General features: G+C 30.2%; 27 protein-coding genes and 2 tRNA genes. 12 read left to right on the top strand and 17 right to left on the bottom strand.

Annotated elements, in window-relative coordinates; all coding sequences use genetic code 11:
- Positions 1-44 precede the first annotated feature (44 nt).
- From APS56_RS03970 to APS56_RS03995, 6 genes are all read left to right on the top strand, one after another.
- A complete protein-coding gene (locus APS56_RS03970) occupies positions 45-1,433 on the top strand; it encodes a tetratricopeptide repeat protein (protein WP_054724985.1) in 1,389 nt (462 codons plus the stop codon).
- A gap of 52 nt (positions 1,434-1,485) precedes the next feature.
- Entirely contained in the window at positions 1,486-2,406 is a 921-nt protein-coding gene (locus APS56_RS03975) for a polyprenyl-phosphate transporter (protein WP_054724986.1), read from the top strand.
- A complete protein-coding gene (locus APS56_RS03980; protein WP_054724987.1) occupies positions 2,406-3,425 on the top strand; it encodes a DUF368 domain-containing protein in 1,020 nt (339 codons plus the stop codon). Before APS56_RS03975 ends, APS56_RS03980 begins: the two co-directional genes overlap by 1 nt.
- The gene (locus APS56_RS03985; RefSeq protein WP_236778458.1) at positions 3,394-4,158 is read left to right on the top strand and encodes a shikimate dehydrogenase family protein; all 765 of its coding nucleotides are present in this window, start codon (positions 3,394-3,396) and stop codon (positions 4,156-4,158) included. The genes APS56_RS03980 and APS56_RS03985 overlap by 32 nt, the downstream gene beginning before the upstream one ends.
- 104 nt (positions 4,159-4,262) lie before the next feature.
- The gene (locus APS56_RS03990; RefSeq protein WP_054724988.1) at positions 4,263-6,257 is read left to right on the top strand and encodes a DUF349 domain-containing protein; all 1,995 of its coding nucleotides are present in this window, start codon (positions 4,263-4,265) and stop codon (positions 6,255-6,257) included.
- A gap of 164 nt (positions 6,258-6,421) precedes the next feature.
- Entirely contained in the window at positions 6,422-7,228 is an 807-nt protein-coding gene (locus APS56_RS03995; protein ID WP_054724990.1) for a Cof-type HAD-IIB family hydrolase, read from the top strand.
- A 1-nt stretch (position 7,229) separates the two neighbouring features.
- Here the strand turns inward: APS56_RS03995 and mazG are convergent, their stop codons facing one another.
- Entirely contained in the window at positions 7,230-8,003 is a 774-nt protein-coding gene (gene mazG, locus APS56_RS04000; protein WP_054724992.1) for a nucleoside triphosphate pyrophosphohydrolase, read from the bottom strand.
- Positions 8,004-8,174: 171 nt separating this feature from the next.
- Here mazG and APS56_RS04005 point away from each other — a divergent pair, with 171 nt between their 5' ends.
- Positions 8,175-8,984, top strand: coding sequence for an HAD family hydrolase (locus tag APS56_RS04005; RefSeq protein ID WP_054724993.1), 810 nt, complete (start codon positions 8,175-8,177; stop codon positions 8,982-8,984).
- A gap of 5 nt (positions 8,985-8,989) precedes the next feature.
- Here APS56_RS04005 and APS56_RS04010 read toward each other — a convergent pair whose 3' ends face one another.
- The 7 genes from APS56_RS04010 to tgt all read right to left on the bottom strand — a co-directional run bounded on the left by APS56_RS04010 (position 8,990) and on the right by tgt (position 17,074).
- Positions 8,990-9,412, bottom strand: coding sequence for a secondary thiamine-phosphate synthase enzyme YjbQ (locus APS56_RS04010; protein WP_054731139.1), 423 nt, complete (start codon positions 9,410-9,412; stop codon positions 8,990-8,992).
- A gap of 370 nt (positions 9,413-9,782) precedes the next feature.
- Positions 9,783-11,012, bottom strand: a complete 1,230-nt coding sequence (locus APS56_RS04015; protein WP_211259733.1) for a type 1 periplasmic-binding domain-containing protein — start codon at positions 11,010-11,012, stop codon at positions 9,783-9,785.
- Positions 11,013-11,165: 153 nt separating this feature from the next.
- Positions 11,166-12,707 carry a replicative DNA helicase gene (gene dnaB / locus APS56_RS04020; protein WP_054724995.1) on the bottom strand — a complete coding sequence of 514 codons (1,542 nt, stop codon included), beginning with the start codon at positions 12,705-12,707 and terminating at the stop codon, positions 11,166-11,168.
- 168 nt (positions 12,708-12,875) lie between these two features.
- The gene (locus tag APS56_RS04025) at positions 12,876-13,829 is read right to left on the bottom strand and encodes an acetyl-CoA carboxylase carboxyltransferase subunit alpha (protein WP_054724997.1); all 954 of its coding nucleotides are present in this window, start codon (positions 13,827-13,829) and stop codon (positions 12,876-12,878) included.
- Between the two features lie 149 nt (positions 13,830-13,978).
- Positions 13,979-14,875, bottom strand: coding sequence for a DMT family transporter (locus APS56_RS04030; RefSeq protein WP_054724999.1), 897 nt, complete (start codon positions 14,873-14,875; stop codon positions 13,979-13,981).
- Positions 14,862-15,938, bottom strand: coding sequence for an LptF/LptG family permease (locus tag APS56_RS04035; RefSeq protein ID WP_054725001.1), 1,077 nt, complete (start codon positions 15,936-15,938; stop codon positions 14,862-14,864). The genes APS56_RS04030 and APS56_RS04035 overlap by 14 nt, the downstream gene beginning before the upstream one ends.
- 5 nt (positions 15,939-15,943) lie before the next feature.
- Positions 15,944-17,074 carry a tRNA guanosine(34) transglycosylase Tgt gene (gene tgt, locus APS56_RS04040; protein WP_054725003.1) on the bottom strand — a complete coding sequence of 377 codons (1,131 nt, stop codon included), beginning with the start codon at positions 17,072-17,074 and terminating at the stop codon, positions 15,944-15,946.
- Positions 17,075-17,432: 358 nt separating this feature from the next.
- Between tgt and APS56_RS04045 the strand changes: the two genes are divergently transcribed.
- Positions 17,433-18,068, top strand: coding sequence for an outer membrane beta-barrel protein (locus APS56_RS04045; RefSeq protein WP_157757599.1), 636 nt, complete (start codon positions 17,433-17,435; stop codon positions 18,066-18,068).
- A gap of 45 nt (positions 18,069-18,113) precedes the next feature.
- Here APS56_RS04045 and APS56_RS04050 read toward each other — a convergent pair whose 3' ends face one another.
- Complete coding sequence (locus tag APS56_RS04050) at positions 18,114-19,046, bottom strand: FKBP-type peptidyl-prolyl cis-trans isomerase (protein WP_054725005.1); 933 nt, start codon at positions 19,044-19,046, stop codon at positions 18,114-18,116.
- A gap of 189 nt (positions 19,047-19,235) precedes the next feature.
- Here APS56_RS04050 and APS56_RS04055 point away from each other — a divergent pair, with 189 nt between their 5' ends.
- The gene (locus tag APS56_RS04055) at positions 19,236-19,607 is read left to right on the top strand and encodes an RNA-binding S4 domain-containing protein (protein WP_054725007.1); all 372 of its coding nucleotides are present in this window, start codon (positions 19,236-19,238) and stop codon (positions 19,605-19,607) included.
- 33 nt (positions 19,608-19,640) lie between these two features.
- Complete coding sequence (locus tag APS56_RS04060) at positions 19,641-20,141, top strand: phosphoribosyltransferase domain-containing protein (protein ID WP_054725009.1); 501 nt, start codon at positions 19,641-19,643, stop codon at positions 20,139-20,141.
- On the opposite strand, the gene APS56_RS04065 is transcribed toward APS56_RS04060, so the two are convergent.
- A complete protein-coding gene (locus tag APS56_RS04065; protein ID WP_054725011.1) occupies positions 20,133-20,654 on the bottom strand; it encodes a shikimate kinase in 522 nt (173 codons plus the stop codon). The genes APS56_RS04060 and APS56_RS04065 overlap by 9 nt on opposite strands.
- Positions 20,655-20,800: 146 nt before the next feature.
- On the opposite strand from APS56_RS04065, the gene APS56_RS04070 reads away from it, so the two are divergent.
- Positions 20,801-20,873 (top strand) — tRNA-Lys (locus APS56_RS04070).
- A gap of 56 nt (positions 20,874-20,929) precedes the next feature.
- Positions 20,930-21,014: transfer RNA gene (locus tag APS56_RS04075), tRNA-Leu, on the top strand.
- Positions 21,015-21,206: 192 nt separating this feature from the next.
- Here APS56_RS04075 and APS56_RS04080 read toward each other — a convergent pair.
- The 7 genes from APS56_RS04080 to APS56_RS04110 all read right to left on the bottom strand — a co-directional run bounded on the left by APS56_RS04080 (position 21,207) and on the right by APS56_RS04110 (position 25,585).
- Positions 21,207-21,836 carry a hypothetical protein gene (locus APS56_RS04080; protein ID WP_054725012.1) on the bottom strand — a complete coding sequence of 210 codons (630 nt, stop codon included), beginning with the start codon at positions 21,834-21,836 and terminating at the stop codon, positions 21,207-21,209.
- A gap of 148 nt (positions 21,837-21,984) precedes the next feature.
- Positions 21,985-22,593 (bottom strand): hypothetical protein, encoded by a 609-nt coding sequence (locus tag APS56_RS04085; protein WP_054725014.1) that lies wholly within the window; start codon positions 22,591-22,593, stop codon positions 21,985-21,987.
- Positions 22,594-22,610: 17 nt separating this feature from the next.
- Complete coding sequence (locus tag APS56_RS04090) at positions 22,611-22,889, bottom strand: hypothetical protein (protein WP_054725016.1); 279 nt, start codon at positions 22,887-22,889, stop codon at positions 22,611-22,613.
- Positions 22,882-23,172, bottom strand: a complete 291-nt coding sequence (locus APS56_RS04095) for a hypothetical protein (protein WP_054725018.1) — start codon at positions 23,170-23,172, stop codon at positions 22,882-22,884. The genes APS56_RS04090 and APS56_RS04095 overlap by 8 nt, the downstream gene beginning before the upstream one ends.
- A gap of 23 nt (positions 23,173-23,195) precedes the next feature.
- Positions 23,196-24,107, bottom strand: coding sequence for a DUF6371 domain-containing protein (locus APS56_RS04100; RefSeq protein ID WP_054725020.1), 912 nt, complete (start codon positions 24,105-24,107; stop codon positions 23,196-23,198).
- A gap of 57 nt (positions 24,108-24,164) precedes the next feature.
- Positions 24,165-25,292, bottom strand: coding sequence for an AAA family ATPase (locus APS56_RS04105; protein ID WP_082379241.1), 1,128 nt, complete (start codon positions 25,290-25,292; stop codon positions 24,165-24,167).
- Positions 25,293-25,297: 5 nt separating this feature from the next.
- Complete coding sequence (locus tag APS56_RS04110) at positions 25,298-25,585, bottom strand: helix-turn-helix domain-containing protein (protein WP_054725022.1); 288 nt, start codon at positions 25,583-25,585, stop codon at positions 25,298-25,300.
- Positions 25,586-25,606 lie beyond the last annotated feature (21 nt).

Consider the following 25,606-nt stretch of genomic DNA (forward strand, 5'->3'; position numbering starts at 1 on the left):
TGATAGCCTTAAATTTATTGAAATAGAAACTTACAAATGTGCCTATGGAGTTTAGTCATGATGACAATTATAGTTTACCGCTATCAAAATTTGAATCCATGCTGAAGACGAACAATATTTTGTTCTTTGATTCAGAAGAATTTGAAAACATCATCCACCACTATCTCAACCATGGCAAAATGTCATTAGCAAAAAAAGCTATTAAATTAGGCTTAGAACAACACCCTACTTCCATCAACTTAAAACTTTTCAATGTAGAAATTTATGTGTTTGAAAACAAACTTATTCAAGCAGATGCATTACTCAATGAATTATATCTCATTGATCCGAATAATGAAGAGATTTTTATACAAAAAGCCAATATTTTATCGAAAAAAGACGAGCACGAATTAGCCATTAATGTTTTAAAACAAGCCTTAACGCTTACTGATGATGTTGTGGATCTTTACTCATTAATAGGTATGGAGCATTTGTTCTTGGATCAATATGAAGAAGCAAAGTTATTTTTCATAAAATGCTTGGAAGAAGACCAACAAGACTACTCTGCCCTTTACAACATCATGTACTGTTTTGATTTTTTAGAGCAAACAGATGAAGCTATCAAATATTTAAACACCTTTTTAGATACCAATCCTTATTCTGAAGTCGCTTGGCACCAATTAGGAACTCAATATTATAACAAAAAAAATTATAAAAAAGCATTGTCTGCTTTCGATTTTGCTATTATTTCGGACGATAGTTTTGTTGGAGCGTATCTCGAAAAAGGAAAAGTGCTTGAAAAATTAAAACGTTTTGAGGCTGCAATTGAAAGCTACACCTTTACTCTAAAATTAGACGATCCCACTTCTTTTGCTTTATTGCGTATAGGATACTGTTATGAAAAATTAAAAAAAGACGACTTAGCAGTTCAATACTATTATAAAACAGTTCATGAAGACCCTTTATTAGATAAAGGATGGGTAGCAATAACTAAATTTTACAACAAAAAGAAAAACTTCCAAAAAGCACTATACTATATCAATAAAGCTATTAATATTGATTCTGAAAACATATCTTATTGGAAACTATATGCTCAAATAAATATGAGACTGAGCCTTTTTGAAGAAGCAGAACACGGGCTAAAAAAAGCTTTAGAATTAGGTAATTATGAACTAAATACTTGGCTAACTCGGGGTGATTTATTAATCAAATTAGGAGAATCACAAACGGCCATATACAACTTTGAACAAGCAGCAGAATTTTATCCAGAAAATGCTGAAATTGAATATCGTTTAGCTGGCCTATATTTCTCGTTAAATGAAATTGATAAAGGTACTTTTCATCTAAAAAATGGTCTTAGTTCTAATGAAGATTACACCTTTATAATTGATGAACTTTTTCCTGAAGTTACTAACAAAATTCAAGTAAAAAACTTACTTAAAACAAAACTATAGTAAACGGTCTATTAAAATTGTATATTTTTGAAGCAATCACAAAAAAATGCAGATGAAAAGACGATTTATAGACTACGTAGTTATTAGCTTAAAAGGAGTTGCCATGGGTGCGGCTGATGCTGTACCTGGAGTTTCTGGTGGAACCATTGCTTTTATTTCTGGAATATACGAAGAGCTTATTACTACAATTAGTAATGTGAACGTTGGCCTTTTCAAAACACTTTTCAAAGAAGGTGTTCCTGCTTTTTGGAAACAACTAAATGGCAGTTTTATTCTATCTCTCTTATTAGGCATCATTGTTAGTTTTATTTCTTTTATGCGAATCGCTAAGTATTTGTTAGAAAACGAACCAATTTTAATTTGGTCCTTCTTTTTTGGACTTATTATTGCAAGTATTTATTTTGTTGGAAAGCAAATTACTAAATGGCGTACATCAACCATCATAGCTACAATCGTAGGAGCTGTGGTAGCATTTTACATTTCATCTCTATCTGCATTAGGAGCCAACGATAGTACAACTTATTTGTTTTTTGCAGGAGCCATAGCTATTTGTGCTATGATTTTACCTGGAATTTCTGGTTCATTTATTCTCATCATTTTAGGAGCATACAAAACACTGAGTGATGCTCTTCACGATTTTGATATAAATAAAATAACCGTATTTGCTTCTGGTGCCTTAGTTGGCCTTTTGAGTTTTAGTCACTTATTAAAATGGTTGTTTAAAAATTATCATAATATCACATTAGCCCTGCTCACAGGTTTTATTTTTGGCTCATTGAATAAAGTTTGGCCTTGGAAAGAAACCTTAACATGGCATATAGATTCCAAAGGACTACAAACACCTTTAATTGAAAAAAGTGTGTCTCCGTTTTCTTTTAATGGAGACAATCAATTCTTTTTGGCTTTACTATTAATGATTATTGGCTTTTTAACTATTTTTATACTTGAGAAATTAGGATCTAAAAAAGATTAATGCAAAGTACAAGAACACTAACCGATAAAATTTTTCTTATCCTAAAAGGATTAGGAATGGGGGCTGCCAATAAAGTACCTGGTGTTTCTGGTGGTGTAGTTGCATTTGTAGCTGGTTTTTATGAAGAATTTATTTATTCGCTACGCAAAGTAAACGGCAAAGCTTTCAAATTATTCTTTAACGGACGCTTTAAAAGTTTTTATAATTATATCAATGGTCGGTTTTTAAGCCTTTTATTTTTCGGAATGATAGTTAGTTATTTCAGTGTTTCAAAAATTTTAGATTATTTAATAAAACATTATGAACTCTATGTATGGAGTGTTTTTTTCGGTATGATAATTGGCTCTATCTATTACATTAATAAAAATTTTAAAGACTGGAATTACCAAACTTACCTATCGCTAATCATTGGAATTGTTTTAGGTGTAAGCATTAGTTTTTTAAATCCAGCTAAAGAAAACGACAATCTTTGGTTTGTATTTTTTTGTGGAATCATTAGTGTTTCAGGAATGACCCTACCAGGCTTTTCAGGTTCGTTTATTTTAATCCTTTTAGGTAATTATGTATTACTTTTAGTTGATTCTGTTAATGCACTTTCTGCTACTGTTTATGAACTTATTGGGGGTGATTTTAGTTTTATCAATAATTCTGAACGCTTAAGAATGCTAAAAGTTCTTATTGTATTCACTTTAGGTTCTGTAACAGGGTTAGTTACGTTTTCACATTTGTTAAGTTATATTTTAAAACATTATAAAAGCATCACGCTATCTGCTATCATTGGCTTTATTGTTGGCTCATTAGGTGTGGTTTGGCCATGGAAGAAAACAGTTTATAAAATAACCAGTGATGGTAATTATTTATTAGATTCTTCTGGAGAAAAAATTATTAAAAATTACGCCCGCTACATACCCGATTTAAATACCAACACCTACATAGCTATTGGATTTATAATATTAGGAATTGTGATTGTTTTGGCACTTGAAATTTATGGACAAAAAACGAGAAAAACGCATGTTTAAATTAGGCCTATTAGGAAAAAACATATCCTATTCATTTTCTAGATCTTATTTTAAAAAAAAATTTGAAAATGAAAATATTACAGATATTACTTATGAAAATTTTGATATTCAAAACATCTTATCATTTCCTTCTATCATAAAAAATACTAAAGGACTGAAAGGTATGAACGTTACTATACCTTACAAAGAAGAAGTAATGCCATACTTAGATAAAATCAACAAAAAAGCGAAAGCTATAGGTGCCGTTAATACTATAAAAATCACAAAAAAAGGCAAACTTATTGGCTACAATACTGATTGCTATGGCTTTAAAAAAACACTCAAACCATTTTTAAAACCTGAACACAAAAAGGCTTTAATTTTAGGAACTGGAGGTGCTAGTAAAGCCATTGCATATACCCTAAAAGAGCTGAAAATTGAATACCGCTATGTGTCTAGAAATTCTGTAAAAGGTCTAAATTTCACTTACAATATGCTTACAGAAGAAATGATAAATGATTACCAAATTATTATTAACTGTACACCTTTAGGCACATTTCCTGATATTGATGTTTGCCCAGACATTCCATATAAAGGCATTTCAGAAAACCATGTGCTTTTTGATTTAATTTATAACCCGGAGGAAACTAAATTTTTAAAATTAGGAAAACAACAAAAAGCAACTACCATTAATGGATTAAAAATGTTAGAATTTCAAGCTGAAAAATCTTGGTCTATTTGGAAATTGTATTAATATCAATTTCATACGTATAATTCATCCTCACTTTTTTGTAATTACTTTAGTAGTTAGTATCTTTAAAGACTAAAGAATTTTAATGAACCTAAACATTTTTAAAAATGTCTGAGCTAGATAACCTGCCTAAAGCAGATGGAAAAGAAGAAATTAAGAAGCACATCGAGAATAGCGAAGTGACTCCAAAAGAGCCTGTACATACAGAAACAGAAAACTCAAAGGTTTCTGATGAAGTAGAAACATCTAAAAAAAAGACTCCTACTCAAGAAGAAAAAGTAGGGACTTCAAAAGCGGACGATACAAACGATGACGTATTGAATGAAATTGATGATTCTAATGCAGAAGATGCTGAAGATGAAGGCAATAAAGACCGTCATAAAATTGAAGAAAAAGAATACGATAAAATGTCGTTAGAGGCCCTTGCTATCGAATTGGAAAAACTCATAAAAAACGAAAAAATACAAGCTATTAAAAAGCATGTAGATAATATAAACAATGAGTTTAAAACAAAATTCAATGCTTTAGTAGAAGAGAAAAAGGAAGACTTTTTAAATGATGGAGGTAATGAAATTGACTTTTATTACTCTAGTCCTGTTCAAAAAAGGTATAAAACAGCCTACAAAGAATACAGAAACAAAATACATGAACATTATAAAAGCTTAGAAAATAATCTTAAACAAAATTTAGCCGATAAATTAGAAATTATTGAAGAATTAAAGGGCTTAATTAATGTAGAAGAAAATATTAATACTACTTATAAACATTTCAAAGAATTACAAGAACGTTGGAGAAACACTGGGCCAATTCCTAGAGACAAATACAACAATGCTTGGAATAGCTACCATCACCATGTAGAAATGTTTTATGATTTTCTTCATCTAAATAGAGATTTACGCGATTTAGACTTTAAGCATAATTTAGAAAAAAAGTTGTTAATTATAGAGCGTGCCGAAGAATTAGCACAAGATGATAACGTTATGCGTTCTTTCAGAGAATTGCAGGAACTCCATAAAATGTGGAAAGAAGAATTGGGACCTGTTGGCAAAGAGCATCGTGAAGAAATATGGGAACGCTTTAAAAAAGCAACTAAAATAATCAATGATAAACGCCAAGTATACTATCAACATATTGATAAAATCCATGAGCAAAACTTAGAACACAAACTTGAAATTATTGCTAACATTGAAGCTATTAACAATGAAAAAATAGCTTCTCATGGTATATGGCAGAAAAAAATAAAAGAAATTGAAGCTCTTAGAGAAGCATTTTTCAATGCTGGTAAAGTTCCCATTAAGGTTAATGAAGAAACTTGGTCTAAATTTAAAGCTGCGGTTAGAATATTTAATAAAAATAAAAATGCATTTTATAAAAATTTAAAAAAAGAACAATACACCAATCTTCAAAAAAAATTAGATCTTATTAAAATTGCCGAAGACAATAAGGATAATGAAGATAAAGAAACCACTACGCCTTTAATGAAAAAAATCCAAAATGATTGGAAAAAAATAGGCCATGTACCGCGTAAGGACAGTGATAAAATATGGAAACAATTTAAAGCTGCTTGTAATCATTATTTTGATAACCTGCACGCCGCTAAAAATGCTGCTAATAAAGTAAACCTGGATGCTTTTAATAAGAAATATGAACTTTTAGACTCCTTAAAAACTTTAAAAATTACTGGAGATAAAGAAAAAGATTTAGCAACTATTACAGATTTAATTTCTCAATGGAACAGCATTGGAAGAGTTCCTAATGACAAACGTTATATAGAAGGTAAATTCAATAAAATGTTAGATGAACTTTTATCTAGTTCTAAGATTAATAAAAATGACATTGAACTTATTAAATTTGAAAGTAAATTAGAAGATCTAAATAGCGAAGACAATCAACGTAACTTAGATAATGAACGTAGTTTTATCCGTAAAAAAATAGATGAGGTTAAAGGGCAAATCAATCAATTAGAAAATAATTTGCAATTTTTCACAAATGTTAAAGATGACAATCCGCTTGTAAAAGAAGTCCATAACAATATAAAAGAACACAAAAACACTTTAAAACTCTGGAAAACTAAACTTAGTAAAATTAAGGAGCTTTATTAATATTTACAAATATGTAGCTAATTGGAAAGTAGTATTCTAAATACAATAAAACATCTTTAGAATTATATTCTTCTAATTTTAAAGATATGGATTCTTATTTTGTTATGAATGATTTTGTTTATCACTTTTCCAACAGCCGTCTTTTTTACTAATTTTTTTTCAACATGCAGTATAAATTAATTTGTAGCGATATAGATGGAACCCTTTTAAATAAGGACCGTGAATTATCGCAAGTCACCATAGCAGAAATTCAACGCATATCCCCTATTCCGTTTATACTAATTTCTTCAAGAATGCCAAGCGCCATGCGACATTTGCAAGTTGAAATTGGAAATTTAAACACACCACTAATTGCATATAACGGCGGCTATATAGTAAATAATGATACGGTATTAGAATCAACTTTTATAAGTAACAAAATTCTGGAAACCATAATTTTAAAATGTAAAAACACCAGTATACACTTAAGTTTATACCATGCAGATGAATGGTACGTACCAGCATTGGATTATTGGGCAAAAAGAGAATACAACAACACCAAAGTAATGCCTGTTGTAAAATCCAATAATGCGGTTTTAAAAACATGGATTAAAGAAAAAAAAGGCGCTCATAAAATTATGTGTATGGGTGATGAAAAAGAAATAGACACTTTGTACAAAAATTTAGAAATGGAATGCCGTGATGATATTATGCTTTATCGCTCTAAATCTACTTATATTGAAATATCACAAAAATCAATATCAAAAAAAACGGCCATTGAATCTTTAATAAAAAATTGTTATTCTGAAATTTCTATGGAAAATATTATTGCTTTTGGCGATAATTATAATGATGTAGAAATGCTAAAATCTGTAGGTATGGGAGTAGCTGTTGCAAATGCAAATGATGCCGTTATGAAAATTGCCAATAAGATTACCGACACGAATAAAAATGATGGTGTTGCAAAAGCTATAAAAGATTTAATAAAATAAGTTAAAGTTTTTTTGCTTCTTCCCAAAATACATCCATTTCGGCCAGAGTCATTTCTTTTAAAGGCTTATTGATTGATCTTGCTTTTTCTTCAAGGTATTGAAACCGTTTCGAGAATTTTTTATTAGTACGCTCCAAAGCATTTTCAGGATTAATGTTTAAAAAACGCGCATAGTTGACCATTGAAAAAATAACATCACCAAATTCACTTTCCATAGCATCTTTATTTCCTGATTCTACTTCTGCTTTAAACTCATTTAACTCCTCCTCTACTTTTTCCCAAACTTGATTTGGGGCTTCCCAATCAAAACCTACACCTGCTACTTTTTCTTGAATTCTGTTAGCTTTAACCAGAGCAGGTAAACTGTTAGGCACCCCTTCTAATACACTTTTTTTACCTTCTTTAAGCTTCAAATTTTCCCAATTTCTCTTAACATCATCTTCATTTTTAACTTTTACATCTCCATAAATATGAGGATGCCTATTAATCAATTTTTCACAAATACTATTACATACATCCGCTATATCAAAATCATTTGTTTCGCTTCCTATTTTTGAGTAAAAAACAATATGCAATAACACATCGCCTAATTCTTTTTTTACTTCTTCTAAATCGTTATCCAAAATAGCATCACCCAATTCATATGTTTCTTCAATAGTTAAATGTCTTAAAGTTTCCATGGTTTGCTTTTTATCCCACGGACATTGCGCACGCAATTCATCCATAATAGTTAATAATCGGTCAAACGCTTTTAATTGCTGATCTCTGGAATTCATAAAAATATTTAAATCATAATTTAATATGAGTAAAAATACAATTATAAATGTTTTTACACCTGGCTATAAATAAAAAACAAGCAATAAATATGGTGTCTTAATTATAAATTAACGAAGTAAATCCTTCCATTTAAATTTAGTGAATTACATTTGTACAATAATTGCCCAATTATGAATTTATCTAAAGTAAAGTTAGTGGTAACAGACATGGATGGTACGTTACTTAATTCAAAACATGAAGTAAGTTCGCATTTTTTTAAACTATTTGAAGAAATGACAACTCATGATATTTTATTTGTAGCAGCAAGTGGCAGACCACATTATAGTATCACAGAAAAATTAAATACTATAAAAAATGATATTATCATTGTTTCAGAAAATGGTGGACTTATTTCTAAAAATAAAGAAACACTTTTATCTACTCCTTTAGAAGCAGATAGCCTATTGGAAATTATTAACTTAATACAACCTTTAGAAAATACGCATCCTGTTTTTTGTGGAAAAACCAAAGCTTTTGTTAAAAGCGGTTCTAAAAAATTATTGAATATTTTAACCGAATACTATCCTTACTATACCATTATTGAAAATACTTCTGAAATTTATGAGGATATTTATAAGGTAGCCTTATTCCATGAAGAAAACTCTGAAAAATACATCTACCCTCATGTAAAACACTTAGAAGCAAATTTTAAAGTAAAAACATCTGCTCACCATTGGGTAGATATTTCTGAAAACTTAGCAAATAAAGGTCATGCCATTAAACTATTACAAGATTCTTATAATATTTCTTCAGATGAAACCATGGTTTTTGGTGACTATAATAATGACTTAGAAATGCTAAAACTTGCCTATTTCAGCTATGCCATGAAAAATGCGCATCCTAATGTCAAAAAAGTTGCTCGTTTTGAAACAAAAACCAATGATGAATTTGGTGTTGAACATATTTTAGAAAAACTGGTAAAAGAAAAAAGTAAAAATTAATAAATCTATATACCGTATGCTGTAATAACCATATTACGCGATCCTGCATAATTTCTATGTTCACACAAATAAATACCTTGCCAAACTCCTAAATTTAATTGTCCGTTTGTTATTGGTATTTGAACCGAAGCTCCTAATACCGATGCTTTTATATGTGCAGGCATATCATCAGATCCTTCGTAAGTGTGTTGATAATAAGGAGCATTTTCAGGCACCATTTTATTAAAATGACTTTCAAAATCGGCTCTTACTGTATCATCAGCATTTTCATTAATAGTTAAACTTGCAGAAGTATGCTTAATAAAAACTTGCATCTGACCCATTTTTATGTCTTCAATTTCAGGAATTACATCAAGAATAGCATTTGTTATTAAATGAAACCCTCTAGGGTAAGCTTTTAATTTTATTTGCTTTTGAAAAAATATCATATCACTTTCTACTTTAATAACACGTTTAAAACTAATCTTAAAAACAATTAAGACTGCCTTATTTCCTACATTAAACACAGCCTTTTAGTAAGATTATCAACTCTTTAATAATAACCTAATTAATTCACTGTGAAATATATTATTGTAACAATTCTTCTAAATTATATCACATTAACTTACTATTCAACAGAAAACAGCTCCTATAGCGAAGCACAAATATATGTAACATTGGCATTTAATAAACGTTTGTGGGGGTATTTCTAAGGAACAATTCGTCATAGACCAAAACACAACAACTAATGAAAACGGGTCAGATGGTTTTATTTATATGTTTAAGCGAATATGTTATTGAAAATATAGAATAAAAATATCAGGTTTTTTGCTTTTTTTTCTTTGCTGCTGGGAATAACACATTATTGAGTATTAAACGATAACCAGGAGATGTTGGATGCAAGTCCAATTCCGTTTTTGCATCTCCTACCCGATGCTGATAATCTTCTGGGTCATGCCCTCCATAAAATGTAAAGAAACCCTTTCCTTTAATACCATGAATATATTTAGCTTCGCCATTGGATTTTGTTTCTCCCATTACCAGTACATTCGATTTAATTTCATCTCTATTAAAAGCGGTAGTTTGCCCCATAAAGCCTTTAACCAAAACTGTGTGATTCTGACATAACATGGTTGGAACAGGGTCCCATTTTGCAGAAAACTCCATCAAGGAAAAATAATCTGTTGTTTGCGAAACTGTACGGTTTCTTGTCATGTCTATTGAAGAAAATTCATAAACCAAAGGATTTCTTTCTAAAGTGAAATCAGTAAATGCAAAAGTTTTGTTGTAATCTATTTTGTTTTGATAACCCGGATCACTTGCATCGCCATCAAACATAGGCTCACAAATATCAATACCCTCTGCAGACAAAGCTATATCAAAACTATCGGTAGCACTACACATAGCAAACATAAAGCCTCCACCAACAACATAATCTCTTATTTTTAAAGCAACGTCTAATTTTTCTGAAGACACTTTATTATATCCTAGTTTTTCCGCCAATGATTCAGCAGCTTTTTTTTCTTCAATATACCACGATGCTGCCCTGTACATACCATAAAATTTACCATATTGCCCTGTAAAATCTTCATGATGCAAGTGTAGCCAATCAAATAAAAGAAGTCCGTCATTAAGCACTTCTTCATCATAAATGGTTTCATATGGAATTTCAGCATATTGTAAAACCATGGTTACAGCATCATCCCAAGGCAATTTCCCTGAGGGCGTGTATACTGCAATTTTTGGTGCTTTTTCCAAAACAACCGCTTCCATATTTTGGCTCGGACTGCTTATTTCTTCCAAAATACTTTCGGCTTTATCATTGGAAAGAACCTCAAAAGATACACCTCGAATCTGACATTCTTGTTGAATATCTTTTGTATCTGGCAATAAAAAAGAACCTCCTCTATAATTAAGTAACCACTGAACTTTTAATTGCTTATTAAGCACCCAATAGGTTATTCCGTAAGCCTTCAAATGATTTTTTTGGCTTTCTGCATCCATGGGAATAATTATATAAGAAGCATGGACCTCTACTCCTAAAAACATAAATAAAATTATAAAGACTATTTTTTTCAATTTGAAACAAAACTTTATGAAGTTTCTCTACATTTCTATATTAGAAATAACAAAAACTAATTATTTACTTGAAAGATACTTAAAAAAATACTTTACTAAATATGTTTAACAGAAGATTAATTCTTAAAAAGGCACCTCATTATCATCTTCGTCATTAAAGGAACTACCAAAAGCTTGGTCTGGACTGGCCTTAAAATTATCTGATTGAAATGTATCATCATTTGCTGCTGAATTCATTTTAGAATGAAACTCAAAAGGTGAATCAAAATCATCTAAATTATCAAACTTACCTAAATGACCAATAAATTTCAAACGAATATTTTCTAAACCACCATTACGGTGTTTTGCAACAATAAACTCACCTTGACCTTCGGTAGGTGAACGCTCTTCATCATCCCATTCATCAATTTTATAATACTCTGGTCTATAAATAAACGATACAATATCAGCATCTTGCTCAATGGCTCCCGATTCACGTAAATCTGATAATAAAGGTCGTTTACTCCCCCCACGTGTTTCCACTGCACGCGAAAGCTGTGACAAAGCAATTACTGGCACCATTAATTCTTTTGCTAAAGCCTTAAGATTTCTTGATATCATAGATATTTCTTGCTCTCGATTCCCTCCATGATTATTACCGCCTGTCATTAATTGTAAATAATCAATCATGATTAATTTAATGCCGTGCTGTGATGATAAACGACGGGCCTTGGCTCGTAAATCAAATATTGAAAGTGAGGGGGTATCATCAATAAATAAAGGTGCTTTTTCTAAGCCTTTAACTTTTACGTTAAGCTGCTCCCATTCATGCTTTTCTAATTTTCCTGTTCTTAATTTTTCAGACGACAAGCCTGTTTCACTGGATATTAGACGGGTAATTAATTGCACTGAAGCCATCTCTAAAGAGAAAAATGCTACAGGAATATTTTGATCTACAGCAATATTTCTTGCCATAGACAGCGTTAATGCTGTTTTACCCATACCAGGACGTGCTGCAATAATAATTAAATCAGATGGTTGCCAACCAGAAGTTAATTTATCAAGCTTATTAAAACCTGTTGGAATCCCACTTAATCCCTCTTTATTAGAAATTTCTTCAATCTTCTTTTTAGCTTGAATTACTAAATCTTGAGCCGTTTCACTCGATTTTTTAATATTACCTTGAGTAACTTCGTATAATTTTGATTCAGCTGTATCTAATAAATCAAAAACATCTTTCGTTTCATCGTAAGCTTCTTCTATAATTTCGTTTGAAATTTTAATCAAACTACGTTGAATAAATTTCTGTAAAATGATACGTGCATGAAACTCAATATGTGCTGAAGAGGATACTTTTTGAGTGAGTGAAATAAGATAAAAATCACCTCCAGATAATTCTAACTTAGCATTTTTCTTTAATTGTGTTGATACGGTTAATAAGTCTACAGGTTCACTATTTTCAAACAGCTGAAAAATAGCAGCAAATATGTGTTGATGCGCTTCTTTATAAAAAGCATCGGGACTTAAAATGTCTATAACTTCATCTACCCCTTTCTTATCAATCATCATAGCACCAAGCACAACCTCTTCTAAATCAATAGCTTGTGGAGGTATCTTTCCTTTTTCAAGACTGATTAAGGTACTTCTATCTACTTTATATCCTTTTAATTGATTGGGCTGTTCCATAACTGCGAAAGTAATTAAAAATAAGAGGTTATTGCTCCTTTTTTCTACTGTGATTATTAACCTTTAGTTAACAATCTAACTGTTGATAACTCAAAAATATTGTGAATAACCATAAAAAAAACCGAAGTATAAAACTCCAGTTTTTTTTATTATAGCATTTTAAAAGGTTTAGCCTTTAAACACACCCATATTAGCATATTTATCCATACGATTTTTCACCAATTCGGTTGGTGATAAGTTTTTAAGATTCTCAAAAGATTTCACAATAGCATTGCTAACAATTTCAAATGTTTTTTCTCTGTTTCTATGAGCGCCTCCAAGTGGTTCTTTGATAATTTCATCTACCATTTTAAGCTTTTTCATATCAGAAGCTGTTAATTTTAAAGCTTCTGCTGCTTGTTCCTTAAATTCCCAACTTCTCCAAAGAATTGAAGAACAAGATTCAGGTGAAATTACTGAATACCAAGTATTTTCTAACATTAAAACGGTATCTCCTACGCCAATTCCTAATGCTCCACCAGAGGCTCCTTCTCCAATAATAATAGTTATGATAGGCACTTTTAAACGGGTCATTTCCAAAATATTACGAGCAATCGCTTCTCCCTGTCCACGTTCTTCAGCCTCCAGACCAGGATATGCCCCAGGTGTATCTAAAATAGTAACAACAGGAATACCAAATTTTTCAGCAGATTTCATCAAGCGTAAAGCTTTGCGATAACCTTCAGGGTTAGCCATTCCAAAATTTCTATACTGACGTGTTTTAGTATTGAATCCTTTTTGTTGCCCTATAAACATAAAACTTTGATTGCCAATTTTACCTAAACCTCCAATCATGGCTTTATCATCTTTAAAACCTCTATCACCATGAAGTTCTAAAAAGGAATCTCCACAAATAGCCTTAATATAATCTAAAGTATAAGGTCTGTTAGGATGACGAGACATTTGTACACGCTGCCACGGCGTTAAATTTTTATATATTTCCTTTTGAGTTTCTTTTAATTTTGTTTCTATTTGAGAACAGGTTTCTGTAACATCCACTTCACTCTCTTCTCCAATAAGCTTACATTTTAGTAATTGATCTTCAAGTTCTTTTATTGGGAGTTCAAATTCTAAATATTCCATAAGAATTTATCATTAATCAGTTTAAAATATTAATTTTCACAAAAGCTGAAACAACTAAGAATTAATTTTCATACAAAATGAAAATTAAATTTAGTTAGGGTTCTTTTTGGTCAGCCTACAAATATAAAAACTTTAATCTTCATAGAACATTATGAACGTTTTCTTTTTAGAAATCTTAAATTTTTCAATATTACATTTAGTATAACCATGATAATAATAATGGCTGCACCGTAATAAAAAGAAGTACTCATTTTTTCTTGCTCTGGAAAAAGATACATAGCAATCAGAATACCATAAATAGGTTCTAAATTATAACTTAAAACAACGGTATATGGGCTGATAACTTTCATGACATGGACAGAAGCTATAAAAGCATAAGCCGAACAAACTGATGCCAAAACAAATAGATATCCATAATCTAAGAAATCTAAATTAAAGAATTCAATAGAAAAAGGTTTTTCTAAAAAAAATATAAAAATTGAAATAAATAAAACACCACTTAAAAACTCATAAAATGAAATAACTGTAGCACTATGTTTTTCTAAAAACTTGCCATTAAGTACTGCAAATAAAGACGACAAAAAAGCTGAAATTAATCCTAAAAAAATACCATATATATATTCAAATTCATTTTGGGTGATAATAAAAACACCAAAAACAACAAAAAGCCCTATTATAATTTCATACCAAATAATTTTTCGCTTGTAAACAATAGGCTCTATAATTGAAGCAAAAAAAGCGCCTGTAGAAAACATCCCTAATGCTATGGAAATATTAGATACTTTTATCGATCCAAAAAATGCCATCCAATGTAGCGCTATAACAATTCCTGCTATTGCTAATTTAGCTAAGGATTTGGAGCTTATTTTTATATTAATTTTAGTTATTTTAATATATAAAAACATTAAAACAACCGTAAAAAGCATTCTAAACCAAACCAAAGGAATGGCATCAATAGAAATTAATTCTCCTAAAATAGCCGTAAAACCAGCTATTAAAACTAAAAAATGTAAATGAAGATGATTTTTTATTTTAGCGTTTAGCATTGTACAGAAGATAAGCTGCTAACACACCAAAAATAACATTTGGAAACCATACGGCTATCATGGGAGAAAAATTAGATTGCTCTGCCATAACACCAAAAATTTTATCAAAAAACACAAACACCATAGCTATACAAATACCCACCGCTAAGTTAACTCCCATACCGCCTCGGCGCTTCATAGCAGATACTGATACCGCGATTATAGTTAATATAAATATGGCAACAGGCAAACTCCACTTTCTGTATTTTACAAGTTGATACCTACCAATATTTGAAGACCCTCTTTTTTCTTCTTTATCAATAAATTCCACCAATTCGTCATAAGGAAGAATTTCAGCTTCATAAATTACAGGCACCAAATCTTTAACTTCAAAATCAAATAAAGTATCTTTCCTTTTTGCCCTTTCTATTACATCCTCAAATTCACCCACATGGCGTTTTACATAATCTGTTAATACATAAACAGTATCCTCTTCTACATATTTAATAGATTTAGCATCTATTTTATAGGTTAAAACATTGTCTTCAAAATGTTCTAATGTGAAATTATAACCCAATTTTGATTTCGTATTAAAACTACTTACATAAATAAAATCGTTGTCATTAATTTGCCTATAAACATTTTGATCTTGACTATCCTTTCGGGTAGGATGGAAATATTTAAAATCAAATTCATTAAAACCTTTACTCGCATCAGGGGCTAAAAACAGCCCTAACATAAGTGCCATAAAGGCAATAATACTTGCTCCTATTAAATATGGCCTTAAAAATCTTGAAAACGAGACCCCCGAACTTAAAAATGCTATAATTTCTGTATTGTTTGCTAATTTTGAAGTAAACCAAATAACAGACAGAAACAAAAACAAGGGAAAAAGTATGTTTGCAAAATAAATAGTAAAATCATAAAGATATATAAGCACTTCTCCTAATGGTACTTCGTTTTCAAGTATTTTCCCAATTTTTTCAGCTAAGTGTACTGTTATTCCAATTGGAATAAACAGTAATAACATCATTAAAAATGTAAGTAAATAACGTTTTAATATGTACCAATCAAGTATTTTCATTTAAACTATAATCGCTTATCCATTTGTTTTACCATCATATCTTTCCATACTCTAAAATCTCCTGCTAAGATATGTTTTCTTGCCTCTCTAACCAACCACAAATAAAATCCTAAATTATGAATTGTAGCTATTTGAGCTCCTAACCTTTCATTTACAGAAAACAAATGACGTAAATATGCTTTTGAATAATCTGTATCTACAAAAGTTATCCCCATAGCATCAACTGGTGAAAAGTCATTGGCCCATTTTAGGTTTTTAATATTAACTGTACCGTGTGCTGTAAACAACATCCCATTTCTAGCATTTCTTGTGGGCATAACGCAGTCAAACATATCAATACCTAGGGCAATATTTTCTAAAATGTTGATAGGAGTTCCTACTCCCATCAAATATCGGGGTTTATCTTCTGGCAAAACTTCACAAACCACCTCTGTCATCGCATACATCTCTTCTGCAGGCTCACCAACAGATAAACCACCTATAGCATTCCCAACCGCCCCAGTATTAGCTATATATTCAGCTGATTGTTTTCGTAAATCTTTATAGGTACTTCCTTGAACTATAGGAAAGAAAGCCTGATTATAATCATATTTAAGTGGTGTTTTTTTTAAATGACTGATACACCTATCCAACCAGCGATGCGTCATATGCATAGAACGTTTGGCATAATTATATTCACATGGATAGGGCGTACATTCATCAAAAGCCATGATAATATCTGCTCCAATAGAACGTTGAATTTCCATAACATTTTCTGGTGTAAATGTATGGTAACTACCATCAATATGTGATTTAAACTTAACACCTTCTTCTTTTATCTTTCTGTTTGAAGACAATGAATACACTTGATACCCACCAGAATCTGTTAAAATATTTCTGTCCCAATTCATGAATTTATGAATCCCTCCTGCTTGTTCCAAAATAGGTGTTTGAGGTCGCAGGTATAAATGATATGTATTACCAAGAATAATATCTGGATTAATATCCTGCTTTAATTCTCTTTGGTGCACCCCTTTTACAGAAGCCACCGTACCTACTGGCATAAAAATGGGAGTTTCTATAACACCGTGGTCTGTTTTTATAGTTGCTGCCCTTGCTTTACTTTGTAAATCTTTTGCTTTTAATTCAAATTTCATGCGATACATTAATCAGTTGGCAAACCTACATATTTTTTTAATTATAATGTATTTAGATATGGTATAAGTATATAAAATTATGAAAAGATGTATCATTATTTTTCTTCAATAACAGATTCTATTTTGAATAGAATTAAAATGAAGTTTCAACAAATACCACACCCTTATTTTATTTAAAATCTAAAAAGAACACTAATATGCTACAAAATATGATTAAATGAAAGTTTGCTAATTTTTTAATCGACAAAATACAGAATTAGCAAATAATTTCAGCTGCAAAGATTAAACCTATAAAATAATTCTCTTTTGGCAGCGTTTTTGATACTATGACTAAGTCGAATCTAAAAAAAAGAGTATTATGAAAAAAACGGATAATCTACACAAAAATTTAAAAAATCATTTTTCAACAGGTAAACTTATTCTATTAGGATTAACCCTTACATTATTATCCTTTACTGGTTATGCACAAACAGTTAATGGCGTTGGTTTTAAAGGAGGCTTAAATTATAATGGCAATGGTGATTATTTTGAATCTATTGGAGATAACGCGCAACACCCTGATAGAAGTGTTGGCTACCATTTAGGACTTTTTGGTAAGATAGGAAACAAAGTATATTTTAGACCAGAAGTAGTTTATACCGCCACTAAAAGTGATTACAATGATGACAGTTTCAAAATGCAAAAATTAGATGCACCTCTATTGGTTGGTATTAAAGTGTTAGGTCCTGTTAGCGTTTTTGCTGGACCATCATTCCAATACATATTAGATACTGAATTTGATGGCATTGCTATTAATGACGTTGAAAATGATTTTAGTGTAGGCCTTAATTTTGGTATTGGGCTTAACATTAACAAATTTGGTATTGATTTAAGATACGAGCGAGGATTTAGCGACAATGAAGCTACTTTTATAAATGACAATATTGTTAGTACTGGTAGTCGAATAGACACACGCCCTGATCAATTGATTTTAAGTTTATCTCTTATACTTTGAGAGTATTAAAAACAAAAAATCTCGCAATTAGCGAGATTTTTTGTTTTATAAAATATTTGCTTCTGTTTCTTCAGGATCTAAATACCTGGGAATACCATTTTTACCAATGTCGTTAGTTGGGTCACCATCGCCATCAATATCCTCCCTAATGGTTGGTACACCATCGCCATCGTCGTCAGTATCAATTATATTAAGGGTACCATCGCCATCAGTATCATCTAATTCATCATCATCTGTTGTGAAAAATTCGCCATCACCATTTAAGTCTTCTTTCCAAGATGGTACACCATCATTGTCATGATCATTCTCTTGCATTTCAAATAAATCAAACTTAAAAACTAATGGAGAGTATGATGAAATATTAGTTGAACCACTGGCAAAATAACCTAACCCTGAAGGTACAAACATAACACCTGCACCATGATTTGAATAACTAACCGTACCATCTCCATTTTCCACAAATCCCTCTGCAGTTTTAAATAATGGCAATATTTTTCGCCATCCTGCAATAGCTCCTGTTAAATCAAACTCTACGGGATTAACTGAACTATCAAACACATTTTCATCCAATGTATATCCTTCATAATTTACTCGCACATTGTCTGCAAAGGTTGGGGTTTCTCCGGCACCTTCATTTAACGTAAGATAATAAACATTATATAGTGTTTCAGCATAGGTAACTTGTATACTATCTAAAGCAGCTGATCCAAACAATAATTTGTTATTTTCTGGGTCAGGAATTTCTCCATCTACTTCAGTTATAATTAAATCTGCAATACTTCCATTTGTGTTTTCAAATGTACCCGCGTTGTAATAATGCGATTTTAAATATGTAACAATAGAATCATTGTCAGTAATTTGTTGTTCAGTTCTGTCTCTGAGTTCTACTTCTATATATTCATCTTCATCATCTTTTTTACAAGCAATAAATCCCATGGCAACACATACAAAAGCTACTATTATTTTTTTTAATTTCATTTGAATTTTTTTTTGTAAAAACGACACATTAAAATTTCAAGTGTCTTAAATTATATTCAACCTTCTTTATTATTTAAGTAATTTAATTTTAAGAAATGAATATTACTAAATTGCTTATTTTTGGAGCGCAAGATACAATTTTAATATTTTCTTGCACAACAAGATTAACGTAGTTTTTACAATAATTGTATGCGAATTGATAAGTATTTATGGTGTATTAGATATTACAAAACCCGAACTATTGCTACAACGGCATGTAAAAAAGGACATGTAAAAGTAAATAATGATGTTGTTAAACCCAGTAGAGAAGTTTATCCTCAAGATAAAATAGACATCAGGAAAGACCAAATTAATTATAAAATTACTGTAAACGACCTACCTGACAGTAGAGTTGGCGCAAAATTAGTGGATATTTATAGAACAGATAACACGCCTAAAGAACAATTTAAAGCTCAAGAATTATTAAAATTCGCTAAAGATTATTACAGAAAAAAAGGAACTGGAAGACCTACGAAAAAAGATAGAAGAGATATAGATGATTATGCTGATGAAAATGAGTAATTTTATATTTTAAATTAAATACAGCACAAAATTATGACTGTTAAGAATAACATACTGAATCATAACGAGATTAATCATAAAATAAGACGTATCGCCTTTCAGATATACGAAAATAATGCCAATGAAAAAGAAGTTATTTTAGCTGGTATTGATAGCAATGGCTACATTTTTGCAAAAAAATTAAAAGCTGTACTAAAAAAAGTTTCTGAAATAGACCCAATACTTTGTAAAGTTAGTATTGATAAAAAAAATCCGCTATCAGAAGTTAAAACATCTATTCCAGAGTCTGATTACAAAAACAAATCGGTTGTATTAGTTGATGATGTTTTAAATTCAGGAACCACCTTAATTTATGGTGTCAAACATTTTTTAAATGTTCCTTTGAAACAATTTAAAACCGCAGTTTTGGTAAATAGAAATCATAAAAAATACCCTGTTAAAGCTGACTTTAAAGGTATTTCTTTATCAACCTCTTTACACGAACACATAGAAGTTGTTTTAAAAGGAGATCAATTTGAAGTCTATTTAGAATAATTCAAAAAGCAACTCATCTATTATAACTGTTTCTGCTTTATCATCCGTAGAAACTACTTTTGAAGCTTGATTATAATATTGTCCGCGTTCAAACAGGTGTTTTCCTATAAATTCAGTCAATACTTCATCTGTTTCTATATGCGCTACTAATGGACGCTTACTTTTTTCATTCTTCAATCTATCTATTAATGTTTTTATTGACGCCTTTAAGTAAACACTTTTAACATTATTAGCGTTTAAAATAACATCCATATTGCTATTATAACAGGGTGTACCTCCTCCAAGTGATAAAACAATGTTAGCTTTTTCAGAAATAATTTCTTTTAAATATTGAGATTCTATTTTTCTAAAATATATTTCGCCTTTAGTTTTAAAAACGCTTGAAACAGCCATTTTTTCTTTCTCTTCAATAAAATCATCTAAATCAATAAAATCATAATCTAATTTCTTAGCTAAAATTCTACCTATTGTAGATTTTCCAGAAGCCATATACCCAATTAAAACTAAAATCATTTTACCCTTTTGAATTGATTATTAAAAACATACGTTATTGCTAAGCAAAAAAACAAAAAAATATTCAAAAAAAGTATTGTTTTTTTAATTAAAGAATATATATTTGCACCCGCTAACGGTAATAGGGTTAGCATAACAAAAGTAAAGACTCGGTAGCTCAGTTGGTAGAGCATAACACTTTTAATGTTGGGGTCCTGGGTTCGAGCCCCAGCCGGGTCACAAAAAAAAGTTAAGCATTATGCTTAACTTTTTTTATTTTTACATACTTCTTTAATGCGCACGTGGCGGAATTGGTAGACGCGCCAGCTTGAGGGGCTGGTATTCGCTTAGAATGTGGAAGTTCGAATCTTCTCGTGCGCACTTTAAAAAAACACAACACATTAACAATCAACCTATTACAAATAAACCTTCTTTATATTTGCACACAAATTGAACACAAAAAAAAAGAGGGCTATAAAACCCCCTATAATTGTTCAAATATTCTCACTACAATTACATAGCTGAAAAATAAAAGTACGTAAAACATCTTTAATTTTATTTACACACCTTCTTTTATTCAATTATTTCTTCTTTTACAAATTCTGTTTGTTCAGGGTTAGTATAAAGCACTTTATCAAAAGTTTGCCTTACATTACTTAACATCGGATTATTTATAGAATAATTAGCAATATATTTTGATGTTAAAATTGAATCGGGTTTTTCCGAAAGTGCTGTATAATATTTTTCAAGTTTATTGACCCTGTTTAGTACAATTTTATAATCTGTCAATTTTTCCAAAGCCTTATCTCTTTTATCTTCAGACTCATATTTATAACTATAATCACTAATTCGTATGGCAGTCAGCACAGCTTCTTGGTAAAGTTTTTGCATTGTATCTTGGTGGGCTATTGATTTTGTTAGAACTTTTTTAACATAATCAAAGCTTAACGTATCAATTAAACTTTGCTCTGGGTTTTTATTCCAATACTCTGCAAACTCTTTTTTTATAATAGGCAAACTATCTGAAGCATTAATATCTGACATTTTTTCAATTTTATTAATACTAAAATTCATATCTGCTAAATCAAAATTTAAAGATTTAACGTTTTTCTGTTGGTAATCATAAAGCATCTGTTCGCCTTTACTTTTACCACAAGAAAACAAAAGCATTGCTACGGTCAATAAAATAAAACTTTTTCTCATTTAGTTAGTGTTTTATGGTTAAATTAAAATGTAAGATAATTCTTTTTAATTGAAAAATCTTACTGTTTTCATCAATTGTTTTATTTTAAACTCATTATAAATAAAAAAGGAGAGCATCAATCCCCCCTTTTCCTGTCTAAAAAAAAATCTATTGTTTCAAAACACCTAATTCATTAGGATAAAACTTAGACTCTCCCTTTGTGCTATGAATATTATTTTCAGTTCCGTATCTAATATTTTTAAAATAATTGATTATTTCACTTTGTCCATGTGTTATTAAGTTTAAGCCTAATAAAGTATTTAAGTGCTTACATACTTCTTTTGCTTCGTTAAAAGCGTCTATTTGCTTATCATTTGAAGCGTAATAATAATGTCTTCTTACTTCGGGTAATTTATCCAAATCCTTAATAGCAAATTTTCCTTTATCTAATTCAGGACTTAAACCTATCCAGCTTCTATTGTTCTTTTTCCAATATGTTTCGATTGTCTTTAAATCAATTCCCAAAGCTTGTAAATTAAAAACTTCATCTGCATCAGGAAATTTAAACTTTGGTTTAATCCATTGTTTCACAAAAATTATTCCTTCATCCTTTAAATTACTCTTTTCATTATCCGTAAAAGATGTTTTTAAAATGGTTTCTGTAAATTTCACAAAATCATTTAACAAATCTAATTTGTCAACAATTCCTTTTTTAGTGTTTTCAATTGCGGTTTTATTTACTCTAATTAAAACCTGTTTTTTTTGTTCTACTATCATTATATTAAAATTTAAAATTATACGTGTTTGAATGTGGTAAAAAAAAGAACTGGAACTAAAGCTTTTTCATCATCTAAAACCTTTAAATTATTTTTCACCCATTGAAGCAATTCCCGCTTAGGTCTGTCTAAGTCTTGCGGCTTACTCTTATCTGCTGGCACAAATACAATTGGTTTTATTTTATTGCCTGTGTAAGCATTGATAATATCTTGCATCTGGTCAAAACTCAATTTCGGATGTGCTTCAAACAATTCTAAAATTTCTTTTGCATTGTTTAATTTTATTTGCTTATTCATAATCTTCAATATTTATTGTTACAAACCTCTCAAGTTGTTCGCCTCCACTCGTTATATCGATAGCGTTTAGTTTTGGTAAAACAAAGGTCGCTAACTCCATTATTACTTTTAATCTGTCTTTAGGTTCGAGTTGATTTATATCATCCTGAAGACGTGTTAAATTACTTTCAACTAAAACTTTAAAAGCTTCTCGTGTTTCTACACTCATTTTATTACTCTGTCCTTTTCGGCTGCTTAATTTTCCAGCCTGTCTTGCTAATTCTTTATTATTCTTAAAACTCATATTTTCATGTTATTAATGCTACTTTAACGTATTTTCAATAGATAATCTGCTATATCTAAGCCTTGTTTTTTATCTTCTTTTGTTGCTTTATCTCTTATTAATGTTGACATCTTAAACGTTGCTAAATGGCTTAATTGTGGCATCTTATTATTCCATATATCATAACATCCAGCATCAGGAAATAATACTACATTACGACCTTTTAAAACCTTTGTATTAGTCTTATTAAGATTGTTTAAACCTCCACAAGCAAGCCATATAAATTCAGGTAAATAAACACTTGCTATTATTGCAGTTTTTTCGGATTCACAAATGGCAATTGGTTTTGATATATCTGTATTAATTAAATGTTCACCAAACAAACATTGTTTAAGATTGAAATTATCATGCTTTAAAACCTTGTGAACCCAAGTAATATGACTATAAGGTTCTTTTACTCTCTTACCATTAATAGCATTATAAAGCATTATTTTACCCGTTCTAACTTTGTTGTTACTATCAATTTGATAGAAAACATTTGCACCGTTCCAATGTTTTGAAGTACCTATTTTATAAACATCTGCTAATTCATTTGATACCTCTTTATTCCAATGATTGGTTAAAAAATCTAAAAAGTAATTAGGTGCTTTACTAGATATACTTTTAACCACTATATTATTATCAATATAACTTGGCTTTTCGTAACACTTTGTAACTGGTGTAACTCGTGTAACAGGTGTAACATTCTGTATATTATTATCACTTAAATATTGTTTTGGTGTATAGTGATAACCACATTTTAAAAGCCTATTACAAGCACCTACAACATCGCTTAAATGTTCATTTGTATAGGTATCAATATACTTAGTAAACACCCCTGATTTATTACACGCTGGGCAACGGTAACGAGTTTTTATTCCTTTATATGGTTCTAATATGTATCTATAATCTTTCATCCTTTATAAGCGTAACACCCGTAACAAGTGTAACAGGTGTTACGACTGTTACGACTGTTACGATTTACTATATTTATCTAAAGTTCTTTTAACCTTCATTTTGTTAGTTCCTAGTTGCTTGGCTATATCTCCAAAACTTATATTCGGATTACTACTTTTCAACTCAATAATATTTGATTCTAACATTTCTTTATCTTCTTTTGATACCTGTCTTAAATGTTCATTCTCATTACCATAATCAACAAATTCAAATTCTAAAAAGTTATGAGGCTTATCTATTTGACAGACTGCAACATTTTCAGTATCGTATATAATTTCTGTGTTACGTGCTTTAATTTGTTTAATATATCTAAGCTGTTTATCTGTATTACTTTCACCTATAGAAAAACAAATAACTACAAAGTTTATAAGCATTTTACTACCAGCTAAATCATTCCTAGTTATAGGCTTAGTTAAATCTCTTTTGGGCGTATGTGCTAATGCTAAAATTGAAAGTCCGTATTTACTTTTTAAAGCTTTTAAATGCTTCATTAATGGCAAAGCATCTTTAGACTTTTCAGTTTCATTTTTTAGGTAAGTAAGATTATCTATTATTAGAATTTTTGCATCTGTATCTATTATACTACGTTCTAATGAATTGTTTAGATAACTCTCAAAAGTTTCATTTGCTGGTATATCTGCATCAGGATTAATTTCTACTCTAATAAAATTGTCATCAAAATTATAATGCTGGTCAAAATTTATAGAATATCTATTTTCAAATTGTTTATCTGAAAGTTCAAAATCAAAATATAAAATAGGTTGTTTTATAGCTTCTAAAGTAAAACCATTTATAAACTCGCCTTTACTTATACTATTACCTATTTGCACAGCTAATATAGATTTACCTAAATTAGTATCTGCAAACAGAATACAAAGTTCATTTTCAAACCATAGTTCACCAAATAACATTTTTGGTATAGGTCTTGTTTTAGCTAATTCAATCCATTTATTAGCTGGCTTGACAGTAAACAAACCTTTACTTTCATCTGAATTTAGAAACCCATTTTCTAAGGTTTCAACCTCGGTTAAAAGGTCATCAATTCCAATACTTGAATTTTCTTGTGCAACCGTAACTAATTGATTATATTTGTCTTGTATATTAGGAATTGCATTATTAAGACTATGAATATTTGCTGTGTTCATAGTCTTTATTTATTTAATGCATTAAACAAATCTGAACGCTTATAGAGACGTTTACCTCCTATAGTTAAGCTGTTTACTTTACCTGATTGTTCGTACCTCCAGAGGGTGGTAATAGAACATTTTAAAATATCTGAAGCCTCTTTTGGTGTAAGAAGGTCATCAGGATTATTTTTAGGTAAATCCTGTTTTAGAAGTTCTGCGGTTGCTTGTACCGTTTTAGGAATTGAATTTTGTACAGCTTCATTTACTAAGTGCTGTAAATAGTCTTGTAGGTTTACATTAAAATTTGTCATATCGTTTTATGTTTTAATTCG

The sequence above is a fragment of the Pseudalgibacter alginicilyticus genome, from assembly GCF_001310225.1.
Classification (GTDB): Bacteria; Bacteroidota; Bacteroidia; order Flavobacteriales; family Flavobacteriaceae; genus Pseudalgibacter; species Pseudalgibacter alginicilyticus.